The organism is Flavobacterium sp. LB2P53 (assembly GCF_003970305.1).
Lineage (GTDB): Bacteria > Bacteroidota > Bacteroidia > Flavobacteriales > Flavobacteriaceae > Flavobacterium.
In genome coordinates this window covers 14,379-30,560 of sequence record NZ_RYDG01000002.1, presented here as the reverse complement: position 1 = coordinate 30,560, position 16,182 = coordinate 14,379, and the positions used below count along the sequence as shown (strand labels likewise).

General features: G+C 37.0%; 12 protein-coding genes. 7 read left to right on the top strand and 5 right to left on the bottom strand.

What is annotated here, in order from left to right:
* Positions 1–173 precede the first annotated feature (173 nt).
* On the bottom strand, positions 174–524 hold the full coding sequence (gene panD, locus EKL95_RS02605) for an aspartate 1-decarboxylase (RefSeq protein WP_126451936.1): 351 nt from the start codon (positions 522–524) through the stop codon (positions 174–176).
* 14 nt (positions 525–538) lie between these two features.
* The gene (panC, locus tag EKL95_RS02600; protein WP_126561311.1) at positions 539–1,387 is read right to left on the bottom strand and encodes a pantoate--beta-alanine ligase; all 849 of its coding nucleotides are present in this window, start codon (positions 1,385–1,387) and stop codon (positions 539–541) included.
* 108 nt (positions 1,388–1,495) lie between these two features.
* Between panC and EKL95_RS02595 the strand changes: the two genes are divergently transcribed.
* The 7 genes from EKL95_RS02595 (at position 1,496) to EKL95_RS02565 (ending at position 12,604) form a co-directional block, all read left to right on the top strand.
* A complete protein-coding gene (locus EKL95_RS02595) occupies positions 1,496–2,302 on the top strand; it encodes a glycogen/starch synthase (RefSeq protein WP_126457938.1) in 807 nt (268 codons plus the stop codon).
* A gap of 20 nt (positions 2,303–2,322) precedes the next feature.
* The gene (locus EKL95_RS02590; protein ID WP_126457941.1) at positions 2,323–3,912 is read left to right on the top strand and encodes a DUF4270 domain-containing protein; all 1,590 of its coding nucleotides are present in this window, start codon (positions 2,323–2,325) and stop codon (positions 3,910–3,912) included.
* Positions 3,913–3,921: 9 nt separating this feature from the next.
* A complete protein-coding gene (gene glmS / locus EKL95_RS02585; RefSeq protein ID WP_126457944.1) occupies positions 3,922–5,769 on the top strand; it encodes a glutamine--fructose-6-phosphate transaminase (isomerizing) in 1,848 nt (615 codons plus the stop codon).
* A 386-nt stretch (positions 5,770–6,155) separates the two neighbouring features.
* A complete protein-coding gene (locus EKL95_RS02580; protein WP_126457947.1) occupies positions 6,156–8,981 on the top strand; it encodes a TonB-dependent receptor in 2,826 nt (941 codons plus the stop codon).
* A 33-nt stretch (positions 8,982–9,014) separates the two neighbouring features.
* Positions 9,015–10,484 (top strand): SGNH/GDSL hydrolase family protein, encoded by a 1,470-nt coding sequence (locus tag EKL95_RS02575; RefSeq protein ID WP_126457950.1) that lies wholly within the window; start codon positions 9,015–9,017, stop codon positions 10,482–10,484.
* A gap of 257 nt (positions 10,485–10,741) precedes the next feature.
* Complete coding sequence (gene atpD / locus EKL95_RS02570; protein ID WP_073204939.1) at positions 10,742–12,253, top strand: F0F1 ATP synthase subunit beta; 1,512 nt, start codon at positions 10,742–10,744, stop codon at positions 12,251–12,253.
* 69 nt (positions 12,254–12,322) lie between these two features.
* Positions 12,323–12,604 carry a FoF1 ATP synthase subunit delta/epsilon gene (locus EKL95_RS02565; protein ID WP_126457953.1) on the top strand — a complete coding sequence of 94 codons (282 nt, stop codon included), beginning with the start codon at positions 12,323–12,325 and terminating at the stop codon, positions 12,602–12,604.
* A gap of 167 nt (positions 12,605–12,771) precedes the next feature.
* On the opposite strand, the gene EKL95_RS02560 is transcribed toward EKL95_RS02565, so the two are convergent.
* The 3 genes from EKL95_RS02560 to EKL95_RS02550 form a co-directional block, all read right to left on the bottom strand.
* Positions 12,772–12,981 (bottom strand): helix-turn-helix domain-containing protein, encoded by a 210-nt coding sequence (locus EKL95_RS02560; protein WP_126552982.1) that lies wholly within the window; start codon positions 12,979–12,981, stop codon positions 12,772–12,774.
* Positions 12,982–13,315: 334 nt separating this feature from the next.
* On the bottom strand, positions 13,316–14,872 hold the full coding sequence (locus EKL95_RS02555) for a vanadium-dependent haloperoxidase (RefSeq protein WP_126563492.1): 1,557 nt from the start codon (positions 14,870–14,872) through the stop codon (positions 13,316–13,318).
* Positions 14,862–15,785, bottom strand: a complete 924-nt coding sequence (locus EKL95_RS02550; protein WP_126561309.1) for a transporter — start codon at positions 15,783–15,785, stop codon at positions 14,862–14,864. Before EKL95_RS02550 ends, EKL95_RS02555 begins: the two co-directional genes overlap by 11 nt.
* Between the last annotated feature and the right edge of the window lie 397 nt (positions 15,786–16,182).

The following is a 16,182-nucleotide window of genomic DNA, read 5'->3' as shown; positions in this document are numbered from 1 at the left end:
AGTACGGGTATTTCACGCTCACTAGGAGAAGCAATATACTACATTATAAAAAATTAGCCACTGTTGCTTTTCTTTTTCTTATTTAAAAAATAGAGCATCAGTGGCTGGAAGTGACAAGGGCCTTTTGCGTATCATAAACGATACCATAAAGAGCCGTTTTAGAATGGAATGTTTTAGGTCAAAGAATTGTCTTTTTCATTGGGAAAAACAACCCAAGGCTTGAAGGTTTTGGCTTCTTCAAATTCCATTGTTGCGTATGAGATGATGATGATGATGTCGTCTTTTTGCACTTTTCTGGCCGCAGGTCCGTTGAGGGTTATGGTTCCTGAATTTCTTTCGCCTTTGATGGCGTAGGTTTCAAAACGTTCACCATTATTGATGTTTACAATAGACACTTTCTCCCCCTCAATGATGTTAGAAGCATCCAGTAACGTTTCGTCAATGGTAATACTTCCGATATAATTCAGATCGGCTCCCGTTACTTTAACGCGGTGAATTTTTGATTTTAAAACTTGAATTTGCATGCTACAAAAGTAAATTAATTTAATGAAATGGTGTCAATCAAACGAATATTGTTGACTATTACAACAATAAAGGCACGGTATTTTTTATTTTTATATTTTCGGGTACACGGAAGCAGGGTTGCTTCATCAGCAATAACGAAATATTCCAATACAAAAGTAGGATTGTTCCGGAATGATTTTTGAACCCATTCTGAAATTTCTGCGGTACTTTTTGTAAAAAATTGGGCTTTTACAGAAGTTAATATTTTGTAGATGATAGCAGCTTCGGCTCTTTCCAGAGCTGATAAACGCTCATTTCTGGAACTCATGGCCAGATTGTTAGGCTCTCTAAAAATGGGACAGCCAATTATGGTTATGTTTAAATGGTTTTTAGCTACCATTTTTTTTACGATTTGCAATTGCTGAAAATCTTTTTCCCCAAAATAGGCTTTTGTAGGTTGAACAATCTCAAAAAGACGTTTTACAATTGTACCGACACCATTAAAATGCCCGGGTCTGAACTTGCCTTCCATTTGATTTTCAAGTCCATCAAAATCAAAATGTTCAGCAAGGGGTGTTCCATCATAAATATCGACCACCTCAGGGGCGTATAAAATGATATTTGGATTCAAAGCCGTAAGTTTTTTTACGTCTTCATCAAATGTTCTTGGGTATTTTGCCAGATCTTCGGAATTGTTGAATTGAGTAGGATTGACAAAAATACTCACTACCGTATTCTCATTTTCCAACAATGATTTTTGCATTAATGCCAGATGACCTTGGTGTAAAGCACCCATAGTTGGAACAAATCCAATGGTGGAGTGAAGTGCTTTTATAGGTTTCAAATAGTTCATTAAAGATGCTTTTCCGTAGAAAATAGGCATGACTGTATTATTAAAATTAAATGCAAACTTACTATTTTAGTTAATAACTGCATAAATTATTGTAATTTTGCACTGTTTTTATTGCCAATAAATTAAGTAAATTATAATATGAAAGATAAGAGGATATTATACGTATCATCTGAAGTGGTGCCTTATCTCGCTGAAAACGAGGTTTCTTTAATGTCTTATGACGTTCCAAAAATGATTAATGATCAAGGCGGACAGATAAGAATTTTTATGCCAAGGTATGGAAATATTAACGAGAGAAGACATCAGTTGCACGAAGTTATCAGACTTTCGGGCATGAATTTGGTAGTGAATGACTTGGATATGCCTTTGATTATTAAAGTGGCATCTATACCAAAGGAACGAATACAAGTGTATTTTATTGATAATGATGAATATTTCAAGCGCAAAGCGACTTTTGCAGATGAAGAAGGCGTGATGTATCCGGATAACGATGAGCGTGCTATTTTCTTTGCAAAAGGAGTGGTAGAAACCGTGAAAAAACTCAATTGGGTGCCAGATATTATTCATGTTCATGGCTGGATGGCGGCAATGTTGCCCATTTACATGAAACATTATTATAAAAATGAAGCATTGTTTTCAGAGACAAAAATCGTTACATCGGTTTACAGTCAGTCTTTTGAAGGAACTTTAGATGCTGGAATGATTAATAAAGTAAAATTTGATGGCATACCTAAAGAAGATATTGCTGATCTTGAAATCCCGGATTATGAAAATATTATTAAGGCCACGATAAAACATTCTGACGCTGTGATTATTGCCTCGGAAAACCTGTCTTCAAGTTTAACAAAATTTATAGAATCTTCAGGAAAACCTTTTTTATCTTTCGTCCCGAAAGATGCATTCGCGGAAGCTTATACTAATTTCTACAGAAACGAGGTTCTTTAAATTAAACTTTTTTATTAAATATGTACAATAATTCTTTCTTTAAGAAAATTCTGGTAGTGGCAAGTATTGCTTTTTTATATTCTTGTGATAAAGATTATAATGAAATTGGAGCGGGTTTAATAGGTGAAAATAATTTTAACCTGGAAAAAGAAACGTATGATGTAATAGCCTACAATCAAAAAACGGGGCCAATACAATCTAATAATCTTGCGGTAAGTCCTTTAGGGATTTTTAATAATCCTAATTTTGGCGAAGTAACAGCAAATTATGGTACACAATTGACATTGGTCACTCCTATATCTACTATAGGTGCAAATGCTTATATAGAAAGTGTAATCTTAACAATTCCATATTTTAGCACATTGACCTCCTCATCTACCACAACGGGAAATGTGTATCGCTTAGATTCAATTTATGGTGTTGAAAAAGCTAAAATGAAAATTAGCATCTATGAGTCGGGTTACTACATGAGAGATGCGGATCCGGTAGGTGGTTTTCAACAGGCTCAAAATTATTTTACAAACCAAAATACAGAATTTGATAATGTTAAAGTATCCAGTCGTTTAAATGACGCTGTGGATACAGCACAAAACGATGCTTTTTTCTTTGATCCTGCGGAGCATGTAGTTGCGGTTACGGATTCCTTAACTAATGCTGTTACCACAACAAGAACGGCTCCAGGAATGCAAATTAGTCTAAATAGAGGCTATTTTAAAACAAGGATAATAGATGCTGTTGCTTCGGGGAAATTAGCAACAAATGATGTTTTTAAAGACTATTTTAGAGGCCTGTACTTTAAAATGGAGAAAGCGGCAGGAAGTGCCGGTAATTTAGCAATGTTGGACTTTAAAGCAGGAAAAATTACGATAAAATACAATGAAGATTTGGCCTCAACTACTGGAGGGAGCCCAACACGAGTTAAAAAAACCATAGTGATGAACCTGACAGGAAACTGTGTTAGTTTGTTAGAAAACAATTTTGGAAGTAGCGGACTTGCCTATAATGCTTTGCCTAATACGGGAAATACTTCGGAAGGAGACGAGAAATTATACCTTAAAGGGGGCCAAGGATCCGTTGCAGTATTGAGTCTTTTTAACACTCCGGGTCAGTTAGAAGCCATTAGGAACAGTGGCTGGTTGATCAATGAAGCAAGTCTTGTTTTTCATATTGATGCGGAGGCTATGTCAGGTAGTTATGAACCAAAAAGGATCTATCTATATGATTTTAATAATAATCGGCCTATTGTGGATTATTATATGGACTTAACGTCTAATACTGCCAATCTCAAAAAAGCAAAAACAGTTTTTGATGGGAATATTAACGTAAATGCTACTTCCAAAAAAGGGTTGACATACAAGATTAGAATAACCAATCAAATACGAAATCTTATCAATGTTAAGGATTCAACTAATGTCAAATTAGGTGTTGTTGTTACCGAAGACATCAGTGTATTTCCTTCCCATAAATTGAGAACTCCTAATTCTTTTATCACCGGAGCGCCAAAAGCTTCTGTTATGAGTCCTTTGGGAACTATTTTATATGGCTCAAAATCTACCGTCCCAGTTGATAAACGATTGAAACTTGAAATTTTTTATACAAAACCAAATTAAGTCAAATTTATGTGTGGAATCGTTGGATATATCGGTTATAGAGAAGCTTATCCTATTGTAATAAAGGGATTAAAAAGGCTTGAGTACAGAGGGTATGATAGTGCCGGTGTCATGCTATATGATGGCGAAAACTTGAAACTGTGTAAGACAAAAGGAAAGGTTTCTGATCTGGAGGAGAGCGCTTCTTCTAGCATTACTACCAACGGAACAATTGGAATAGGACACACACGTTGGGCTACTCATGGAGTTCCTAATGATGTAAATTCGCATCCGCATCTTTCTAATTCTGGAGATCTAGCTATAATCCATAACGGAATTATTGAAAACTATTCGCCCTTAAAGGCAGAGTTGATAAAAAGAGGGTATGTATTTCATTCAGATACGGATACCGAGGTGTTAGTGAATCTAATTGAAGAAGTACAAAAAAAAGACAATCTAAAATTAGGCAAAGCAGTTCAGGTCGCTTTAAACCAAGTGGTGGGCGCTTATGCAATTGCTGTTTTTGATAAAAAAAATCCAAATGAAATTGTGGCTGCCCGTCTGGGAAGTCCATTGGCTATAGGTGTTGGAGAAGGAGAGTTTTTCATTGCCTCTGATGCTTCCCCATTCATAGAATATACATCGAATGCTATTTATTTAGAAGACGGTGAAATGGCGAATATCAGGTTGCACAAACCGATGAAAATCCGAAAAATTAAAGATGATTCTTTAGTAAATCCGAATATTCAGGAACTTCAAATGAATTTGGAGCAAATTGAAAAAGGAGGATATGATCATTTCATGCTGAAAGAAATTTATGAGCAGCCAAGTGTTATCAAAGATACTTATCGTGGAAGGCTTCATGCTAATCAGGGATTGATTCAAATGTCTGGTGTGGAAGATAATTTAGAAAAATTTTTAAACGCCGATAGAATTATAATCGTTGCTTGCGGTACTTCTTGGCATGCCGGTTTAGTTGCGGAATATATATTTGAAGAATTTGCCCGTATCCCAGTTGAAGTTGAATATGCATCAGAATTCCGTTATAGAAATCCTATAATTAACAGTAAAGATGTTGTGATCGCCATCTCTCAATCTGGAGAAACAGCAGATACAATGGCAGCAATTAAGTTAGCCAAAGAAAACGGGGCATTTGTTTTTGGAGTATGCAATGTGGTAGGTTCTTCTATTTCTAGAGAAACACATGCTGGAGCCTATACACATGCCGGACCTGAGATAGGTGTTGCTTCGACCAAGGCTTTTACCACTCAAATTACGGTTTTGACTATGATTGCGTTGCGTTTGGCTAAAGCCAAAGGGACATTGTCAAATTCTGTTTTTCATGCTTATTTACAGGAATTAGAAATTATACCTGAAAAAGTAAAAGAAGCTTTAGAGACAAACGAGAGAGCAAAAGAAATTGCGGCGATGTTTAAAGATGCTCCAAATTGTCTTTATCTGGGGAGAGGCTATAACTTTCCTGTAGCGCTTGAAGGAGCCTTAAAGCTAAAAGAGATTTCCTATATTCATGCTGAAGGTTATCCTGCTGCTGAAATGAAACATGGACCAATTGCACTGATAGATGAACACATGCCAGTAGTCGTTATTGCGCCTAAACAAGGCCATTACGATAAAATTGTAAGTAATATACAAGAAATAAAATCCAGAAGTGGTAAAATTATAGCAGTGGTGACTAAAGGCGATACTCAAGTTAGGGAGTTAGCAGATTATGTTATCGAAATACCAGAAACTTCAGATGCTTTATCGCCGCTGATAACTACAATTCCGTTACAGCTCTTGTCGTACCATATTGCTGTTATGCGGGAATGCAATGTAGATCAACCTCGTAATTTAGCAAAGTCGGTTACTGTAGAATAAAATAAAATATAATAGGGATATTACTGATATCCTTTTTAGTAGTGCCAGCCTCGAAAGAAAAACTTTCGAGGCTTTTTTTATTAGTACTTCTTTTGTCTTTAATTTTTTTCCAAAATACAAACGAATCATAAATGTTTGCTCTTTTGACACTTTTATCATATATCCAAAAATCAATAATAATTTTGTGATAAATGTATTTTTTATATGCATGCATAGTGAAATTTTGATTTTTTAATCTAAATTTTAACATTTTGAAATAAAATATAAATGTAGAATAACTGCAAATGAGGCAAAATTACTGATAAATATGAAATTTTACAGGTGATTTTTTATTAATATCAAAAATATTTGTACTTTGGCTTCCTAAACCAACAAAATAGAACCCAATGAGAGTGTATTTACTTTTTTTGTCATTGTTTTTTTGCAGTCTAACCTTTGCTCAAAACTCAATTTCAGGTACTGTTACTGATAGTAACAACCAACCAATTCCTGGAGCCAACATCAAGATAGTTGGAGATGCTTCTGGTACAATTACGGATCTAGACGGTTCTTTTGTATTGCAATCCTCTAAAAAACCACCTTATTCAATTGAGGTGACCAGTGTGGGGTTTGTTTCTCAACAAATTAGTGTTGTTTCTAGTAGTCAAAAACTACTCATAAAGCTTTTAGATGAAGAGAACAAGCTAGATGAGATCGTTGTTTCTGCTTCAAGAACACCAGAACGAGTGATCGAGTCTCCGGTTACTATTGAAAGAATGGGAATTCAGCAGATAAAAAACACCACGGCGCCAACCTTTTATGATGGTTTAGAAAACCTGAAAGAGGTGCATTTTAATACCAGTAGTATTTCCTTTAAATCGATTAATACAAGGGGGTTTTCAACTGTCGCCAATACGCGTTTCATGCAACTGGTAGACGGAATGGATAATTCATCTCCGGCCTTAAACTTTGTTTTGGGGAATTTAATAGGACTTTCTGATATTGATGTTGCTAATGTAGAATTACTGCCGGGAGCTTCCTCTGCATTGTATGGTGCAAATGCTTTCAATGGTATTTTATTTATGAACAGTAAAAATCCGTTCACAAATCAAGGGATCAGTACCTACGTAAAATATGGACAAACAACCCAGAAAGTAGCAGGAACTAATGATTATTTTGATTTTGGACTTAGAGCTGCCAAAGCGTTCAGCAAGCATTTTGCCGCCAAAGGGAATTTTAATTTTATGAGAGCTACAGAATGGATTGCTGCTGATCAAAGAAGCGTTACTGGCGGATCAATAGGTCATGCTAATAATCAAAATTATGACGGATTAAATTTATACGGTGATGAGGTAACTACTTTCATCACTAATGTTGGTCAGGTAAGCAGAACGGGATACCGGGAACAAGACCTGAATGACAATAAAGTAAGAAGTGTAAAGGCAGATTTTTCTTTACATTTTAAACCATGGGAAGGGGAAACCGAAATTATATTACAGCACAAAATAGGTTTGGGGAGCACTATTTATCAAGGAGCGAATAGATATGCACTCAATGATTTCTTTATGCAACAAACTAAAATAGAAGTAAAAGGAAAAAATTTCTTTGTAAGAGGGTACATAACGGATGAAGATGCAGGGAATTCCTATGACATGCGTTTTGCTGCTTGGAATGTTAATAGAGCGGCAAAATCAGATACAGAATGGTTTACGAACTATGCTACAGCATATCAACTTTCAGGTGCAGTTTTGGGAACTAATGCACAGTTATCTGCTGCGAATGCAAGGAACTATGCCGATTACAATATTAAACCGGCTGGACTTCCTTTTTTGCCAACTCCAACAGGGAGTGCGCGATTTGAACCGGGTTCGGTACAATTCAATCGTGCTTTGGCGGCTGCAATAGCGGAACCGGATCTAACCAAAGGAGCTAAATTTATTGATCAATCAAAAATTTACCATTCAGATGTAAATTATAATTTTAAAGATCTAATAAAATTTGCAGAGATCCAATTAGGAGGGTCATTCAGACAATATGAAATGAATTCTCAGGGAACAATTTTCACTGATTTTGATGGTCCTTTACGTTATAATGAGTATGGTGCTTATACGCAATTAACTAAAAAATTCTTAGATGACCGATTGAAATTTACTGGGTCTGCACGGTACGATAAAAGTCAAAATTTTAATGGAAATATATCCCCTCGTGTCTCTTTAGTGTATTCTGCGGGAGAGTCAAAAAGACATAATTTCAGGGTTTCTTATCAAACTGGTTTTAGAAATCCAACAACTCAAGACCAGTATATTGGTCTTGACTTAGGGCCATTTGCTTTAATTGGTTCAGCTCCTGAAAACTTAGATCGTTTTACAGAGGTTAGAGGAGTTAGTGCGGCGGGACAAGCAATGGGCGTTCCTGCTACGTTAACATTAACAGGACAAAATGCGTATAACAATTCGTTTACGCTAGCTTCAGTTCGGGCTTTTAGTGCGGCAATAGCGGCTAATCCAGCTAATGTTCCGGCTGCAGCAGCTTTGTTGCAAGTGGCTAATATAGGGTTGGTAAAGCCAGAAGAAGTTCAGGCACTTGAGCTAGGATATCGTACGGTTGTAAATAATGACTTATCAATTGATATTAATGGATATTACAATGTGTATAATGATTTCATGAATGTTTCAAGAGTAATTAGTCCTTATTATGGGGACGTTAACACGACATTTGATTTTGGAAATCCAGCAACTTTAGCGACGCTTTCTGCATTAAGTAATGGAGATAGAAGAGTGTATCAAGTGTATACGAATACTACTGCAAAAATCACGTCTCAAGGTTTTGGTGTAGGCTTGTCTAAGAAAGTGTATAAAGATTTTGAGGTTGGTGTAAATTATAATTTTGCTGAATTTAGTTTTGATCAAGCAGAAGATCCAGGTTTTGTAGCTGGTTTCAATACGCCAAAACATAGGGTTAAAGCGTCTGTAGGAAATGATAAATTATTCAAAAATTTTGGTTTTAATATCAATGCGAGATACAATACGGAATATTTATGGCAGTCCTCTTTTGCTGATGGAATTGTTCCTGAAAACACGGTCTTAGATGCTCAGATTAATTATGGTTTTCCGGCCTTAAAATCAGTGCTTAAAGTGGGAGCTACTAATATTGGAGGAAGGGATTATATTCAGGTAATTGGAGCGGGTGCCATCGGACAGCAATGGTTTGCTTCTTGGACAATTAATCCGTAGTTCAGAAAAGTCAATAATTTTAAAAAATATATTATGATAAAAAATTTCAAATGGCTGTTGTTGATTTCGCTAACCTTCGCAGCATGTAATAACGAGGATGACAATGCTGGGCCAGTTGAGGTTCCTATAACTTCCGGAACAGCAAGTTTTTCAAAATACGTTGCTTTAGGAGATTCATTTGCCGCAGGATATAGTGATGGCGCTCTTTTCAAAAAAGGACAAGAAAATTCGTATGTAAATATCCTGTCGCAACAGTTCGCTTTAGCAGGTGGTGGTGAATTTAAAACGCCATACACCAATGATAATATTGGTGGCTTATTGTTGGGAGGGAATGTAATTGCAACAAATAGGTTGTATTTTAATGGTTCAGGACCTGTTCAGGTAAGCGGTACTCCTACCACAGTAGTTACAAATAAAGTAGCTGGGCCTATTAACAACCTAGGAATTCCAGGGGCTAAAAGTTTTCATTTAGTAGCCCCGGGCTATGGAAACGTAGCCGGAGTGGCTTCTGGTGCGGCTAACCCGTATTTTGCTCGTTTTGCTTCAGCTTCAGGAACGACTGTTTTAGCAGATGCCCTGACTCAAGCACCAACGTTCTTCTCCTTGTGGATTGGCGGGAATGATGTCTTGACGTACGCTACCTCTGGAGGTATAGGAGTGGACAGAACCGGAAATTTTAACCCTGCTACTTATGGTTCTAATGATATTACAGATCCAACTGTTTTTGCAAATGTGTATACCGGGCTGGTGAATGCCTTGACGGCTAATGGTGCAAAAGGGGTGGTTGCGAATCTTCCTTATGTAACTACACTTCCTTATTTTACAACAGTTCCTTATAATCCAGTTCCATTGACTGCCGCTGTGGCTGCACAATTAAATGGAGGTTATGCTGCTTATAATGGAGGTTTGCAGGCAATGGTCACTAATGGGTTACTTACAGCAGCTGAAGCAACAAGAAGAACTGTTAAGTTTGCTGCAGGAGCGAATGCCGTGGTGATTGTAGATAGCTATTTGACAAATTTGAGTGCTTTTGGAGTTCCTTCGTTCAGACAAGCAACTAAAGAAGATCTTTTAGTGCTTACGTCGAGAACTTTTATTGGAACACTAGTAGGAGGGAATGCTGCAGCTGTAAACGGCGTTTCGGTGCCTCTTGCTGACAACTGGGTTTTATCTAAAGCGGAGGTGGCGGAAGTCAAAGTTGCTACAGATGCTTATAATGTTACCATCAAAGCAGTTGCTGATGCTAAAGGATTAGCTTTTGTAGATGCTAAAGCCACTATGGCACAACTGTCTTCAAGCGGAATTCGTTTTGGGAATTTTCATATTACGGCGGCTTATGTTACTGGTGGTGCTTTTTCACTCGATGGAGTGCATCCCAGCGCAAGGGGATATGCATTAATAGCAAACCTTTTTGCAAATTCTATAAATGCTAAATATACAGCTACGCTAAGACCTGTTGATTTAGGGCTCTACCCTATTCAATATCCGGCTTCTATTCAATAATTAGAATTTGATTTTCTATAATAACAACCACCCGTTTGATGACGTGGTGGTTGTTTATTTTAGTGACAACTCGGTCTTTTGTTAGTTTCTAAGTCGTTTCTAAATAATCTATTAAAAAAATATCTTTTTTTATAAAAAAACATCTTGATTTTATATTTTAAAAATTATCTTTGCACACTGAAAAAAGGGTATAATCGATATGTTTCGATTGGTTCTGTTTCATAAACCTAAATAGCTATTTAATAAATACATAAGTGATGTCAAAAGTAATAGGAAAAGTTGCCCAAATCATTGGCCCAGTAGTTGACGTTGTTTTCAACGGTAAGGATGTTGAACTTCCAAAAATTTATGATTCATTAGAAATCACAAAAAAAGATGGTACACTATTAGTACTTGAAGTACAATCTCACATTGGTGAAAACACAGTACGTACCATTTCGATGGACTCAACAGATGGTTTGAGTAGAGGTTATGAAGTAGTTGGAACAGGAAATCCTATCCAAATGCCAATTGGTGCTGATGTTTACGGTCGTTTATTCAACGTGATTGGAGATGCCATTGATGGTTTAGGAAACTTGCCAAAAACAGGAGAAAACGGGATGTCTATTCACAGACAAGCACCGAAATTCGAAGATTTGTCAACTTCATCTGAAGTTTTATTCACAGGTATTAAAGTAATTGATTTAATTGAGCCTTACTCAAAAGGAGGGAAAATTGGATTGTTTGGTGGTGCTGGAGTAGGTAAAACAGTATTGATTCAGGAGTTGATTAACAATATCGCAAAAGGTCACGGTGGACTTTCCGTATTCGCAGGAGTAGGAGAAAGAACGCGTGAAGGGAATGACTTACTTCGTGAGATGCTAGAGTCAGGAATTATAAAATACGGAGATGAATTCATGCACTCTATGGAAAATGGAGGATGGGATTTGTCTAAAGTGGATATGCCAGGAATGAGAGAGTCTAAAGCTACTTTCGTTTTCGGACAAATGAATGAGCCTCCAGGAGCTCGTGCTCGTGTAGCACTTTCTGGATTGTCTATTGCGGAATATTTCCGTGATGGTGCAGGAACTGATCAAGGGAAAGATGTATTGTTCTTCGTGGATAATATCTTCCGTTTTACACAAGCAGGTTCTGAGGTTTCGGCACTTTTAGGCCGTATGCCATCTGCAGTGGGTTACCAACCAACATTGGCTACTGAAATGGGTGCGATGCAAGAGCGTATTACATCTACAAATAAAGGTTCTATTACATCAGTGCAAGCGGTTTACGTTCCTGCAGATGATTTAACGGATCCGGCTCCGGCTACAACTTTTGCTCACCTTGATGCAACAACAGTATTATCTCGTAAAATTGCTGAGCTAGGTATTTATCCAGCGGTTGATCCATTGGATTCAACTTCAAGAATCCTTACGCCTCAAATTTTAGGTGATGAGCATTATGACTGTGCACAAAGAGTAAAAGAAATTTTACAAAAATACAAACAATTACAAGATATCATTGCGATCCTTGGTATGGAAGAATTATCGGAAGAAGATAAATTAGCCGTTTCAAGAGCACGTCGTGTACAACGTTTCTTATCTCAACCTTTCCATGTTGCTGAGCAATTTACAGGATTAAAAGGAGTGTTAGTGGATATCAAAGATACTATCAAAGGATTTAACATGATTATCGACGGTGAATTAGATCACTTGCCAGAATCCGCTTTTAACCTTAAAGGTACTATTGAAGAAGCTATCGAAGCTGGAGAAAAAATGTTAGCGGAAGCATAAATTAGTGTTCAGTGTTCAGGCTCAGTATTCAGTACTGTGACTGTAAACTGAGACTGTAAACTAAAAAGTATGTTATTAGAAATAGTATCACCAGAAGCAAAATTGTTTTCAGCAGAAGTAACTTCGGTTACATTGCCCGGAGTTGATGGAAGCTTTCAAATTTTGAATAACCACGCACCGATCGTTTCTATTTTAGGAAAAGGTGTCGTGAAAATTACAGCTTCTACTTTTGCTTTTGCAAAAGAGGTAGTAGGTAAATTCACGAAGTTAGATGATCAAAATTATACGCTAACGATCACTTCAGGAACAATTGAAATGAAAGATAATAAAGTTATTATTTTAGTTGACTAAAATAATTTTGAGTTATAAATCAAAGCTTCACAATTTGTGGGGCTTTTTTTTTGGAGCTATTTCCAGCTGTCCACTATATCTTTTACAAAGCTTCCAGCCTTCAAAAGGCTGGAAGCTTTGTAAAAGGATGCCGTTTCCATCTGGGCTAAAAAGTCGAGAACAAGAGATTATTTATCCTTTGCAAACTCCATAATATCTCCGGGTTGACATTCCAGAATCTCACAAATCAGTTCTAGAGTCGAAAACCGAATCGCTTTTGCTTTTCCGGTTTTCAAAATAGAAAGATTAGCTGTTGTGATTCCCATTCGTTCCGCTAATTCATTCGAACGCATCTTTCGTTTAGCGAGCATTACGTCTAAGTTGATGATTATAGACATGATTATATTGTTAAATTATTTTCAGTTTCTATGATATTTCCTTTTTTAATAACATCAGAAAAAGCTAATAACCCAATGCCAATTGCAAGTAGTAACAAATACATAATAATATCAGAAAGTATTTGGTCCTTTGGCTTCTGACTCATGTCCAACAGTCTAATTATAATCCCAGAAACGCTTAACAGCAATAAAAGACAGCCACTTCTGTTAAATCTTTCGGAGCTTTTAAAATTAAAAAAGCCTAACTGGTTTCCAACATCTGTTAGGCGGTAGTTGATAAAATGAGATATTAAAACAAACCATTAAAACAAATCACCAACTTGATTATTTTTAGTTATTCGGCACCATCAATAAGAGCTCTTGCAACTGCAAAGCCACCCACTTTTTCGCCTAATTCAAGTCCTTTTTCACAATCGCTTCTATAATGAATGCATCCAAACATTCTGGAATCCGAAGCTTCTTTTGCCATAGCTACAAAACCTTGTGCTTTTGCAGGGATGAGATGTGATAAAACAACATAGGCCGCACCGCTGAAGGTAGAATGACCTGATACATAAGCAGGGAAATTTGGAATCCCGGTTAATGTTTTTATAGACGGATCTACTTGGGACGGTCGGGGGTTAAAGTACGTGTATTTTGCGTCCCAGCAGCAGATCGCCGCATCCATCATAGCAATATTTAGCAACGCTAGATTTCGTGCCCAGCGCACCTCACTATAATTGAGTGCTACAAATGACTCTGATGCAATTGCATTCCAATGTCCCGGTGGCGTATAAGTTCCTACTCCATCAGCCCAAAAAGTAACAATTTCCATGTTTTTTCTAGTGGCATTTTTTCCATAGCTTTTTACTTCAGCTAATTCTTTTGCAAATTGTTCTGATTTTGTAGATGGTGGTGGAATCGGGCGGCTGGCCACAACCATTTCTGGAGTCATAAGGAATGATTTTACTTTTCCAAATAATGGTAGCATTGGAGGTCTTGCTGGTATATCTAATGATTTCCATGGAGTTTCTCCGGTTGCTGCCGTTTGAGTTTCCAGTTGTGTCCAAAGCGCTTGATTGCCAATAGCAGCTGCTGTTCCGTCAGCAGTAGCTCTGGCGATAAATTTGGCTGCTATTTTTCTGCCTAGAATAATTCCGGCATCCACATCACTGCGAACATTGGCGCCACTAATAATGCGATATAATTTTTGTTCCGCTGCCTTTTCTTGTATGTAAGCGATTTCTGTTGGGAATAATAATTTTAATAACTCAACCGTTACTCCTGCTAAAACAGCATCTTCAGAGGGATAGGAAGGCAAGTTGCTTTTTGGGATTAAAACCGGTAATGTAGCATCAACCGTAAAAGGTGCAGCTCTATTGTACAGTTTTTTATAATGCCAAGTTGCTATCATCGCATCGTATTGCGCCGCACTCACATAGGCATACGCTCTGGCTGCATAAGGCGGATTTGAGAATGGAAACTGCGGATTCGCAAACGGATTTGCTCCAGATGGTGCAGGGTAGGTTCCGTCTTCATTTTGATACGGCGGTCGATTGTGTCTTGCCACTAATGTTCGCATGATTTCATTCCAACGCAAAACTCCTCCGGCACTCCAGTATTTTATGATGTTTCTTTGGTCTTGCGTGATGTTTGCCTGATAGCTTTTTATCTCATTTATTTCTCTTGTAAAAGCCGCTGCAGTAGTTGCTATTGGTGCATCCAAAGAGAACTCATCCGGAGTAGTCAGTAAGAATGTTTTCCAGGTCCCTGCTAATTCGTCTGTATTGATAGGATTTAATTGAGGGAATTGCTCGTTGCGTTCTGTTAGCTCATCACTGCAAGATTGGTTCACTGCAAGAAACAGAACCAAAAGACTGTAATAGGCTATTTTTTGTGTTTTATTTTTCATTTTCTTGTGCTGTTTTTTTTAAATTAAGGATGTAAAATAAACCACCGTAGAAGGTGTTTGATTGGCCAATATTTCTACCTTCCGTAACAAAATTGCACCCCCCAATAAGAGATAATCCCGGAATTTTCTGGAGTGTGTATTTAGTATTCACGCCAATTTTTAAGGCATTCATAGTATTGCTCGGGAAAGGCATGTTGTTGGTAGTGATGTCAAATCCTCCGGATTGCGATACCCAATTGTCCAGAATCGCTTCGGCTATTAATCTAGTGGAACGATAGCCAATTCTCAAGTTTACAGAAATTGCATCTGGCATGTCTACTTCATTGGTGTAATGCATTTCGTTTGTATAGTAGGAGTTTCGGTCAACGGTTATATTATCTCTTTTTACATAAGCGGCTGATATAGTGGTAAAAAAATGACCTCTTTGATAATCACCCATGATTCGTAAAGAAGCTGTCTTGCTTTTTAGGCCAAGACTCAAGGGTAAATAATCAGCTGAATAATCAGTAACCGGAGCCGAAAGTCCTCCCAAAGCATATAACGAGTAGGTAGCTTTACCAATTGTTTTTTCAAATGGCATGTATTTTACTGTTAGTGAAATATCTTGTAATCCTTTTTTGCCTTCCATTGTTCCAGCACTTGCATGTGTATCCACGTAAGGAAGACTGAAAATAATATTCAATTTATCAGAAACACCATAGTTTCCCATTAGAGCAATTGATTTTGTTGAAACAGTACCCAGATTAAGATTTTCTCTTTTAAAGGTTCCTTCCCAATACTTATCCCAGCTGCTATACTGGTAAACGGCTCCAAAACAAAAATTATTTTTACTCATCATAATTCCGTCAATCTCGGTTTGGGCATTTATAAATAGAGGAACCAATAGCAGGCAGTTCAGATAAATTTTTTTCATTAAAAAATGGTTTTTGGTTAATGGTTTTAGCCTTTTTTAGAATGGATAATGGTATAAAATAGTACAACAACAACTTTTTACCTAAGAAGGTCTGAGTTAAAAAAATAGTGATTGTTTGTCAAGTAATATCGCTGTAAAACAAGATTTGTTTTTGGCTTCAGCCAAAAAATCTCTTTGAATTTACAAGGCTAAATGCATTGATTAAGGGCGTTTTTCAAACAGAGAACTGTTCTATAAATCCATTTAAGTTATGGTCCTAAAGGCTAGTTGTACAAAGTATACCAGAATAGCAATGCAAAATGGCCTATCAAATTATTCACAAAAGTGAATTCAGAAAACACAAAAACCTGTTTTGTATTTATAAAGGGCATAATTTCTATCGAAAGGGTGTAATAAA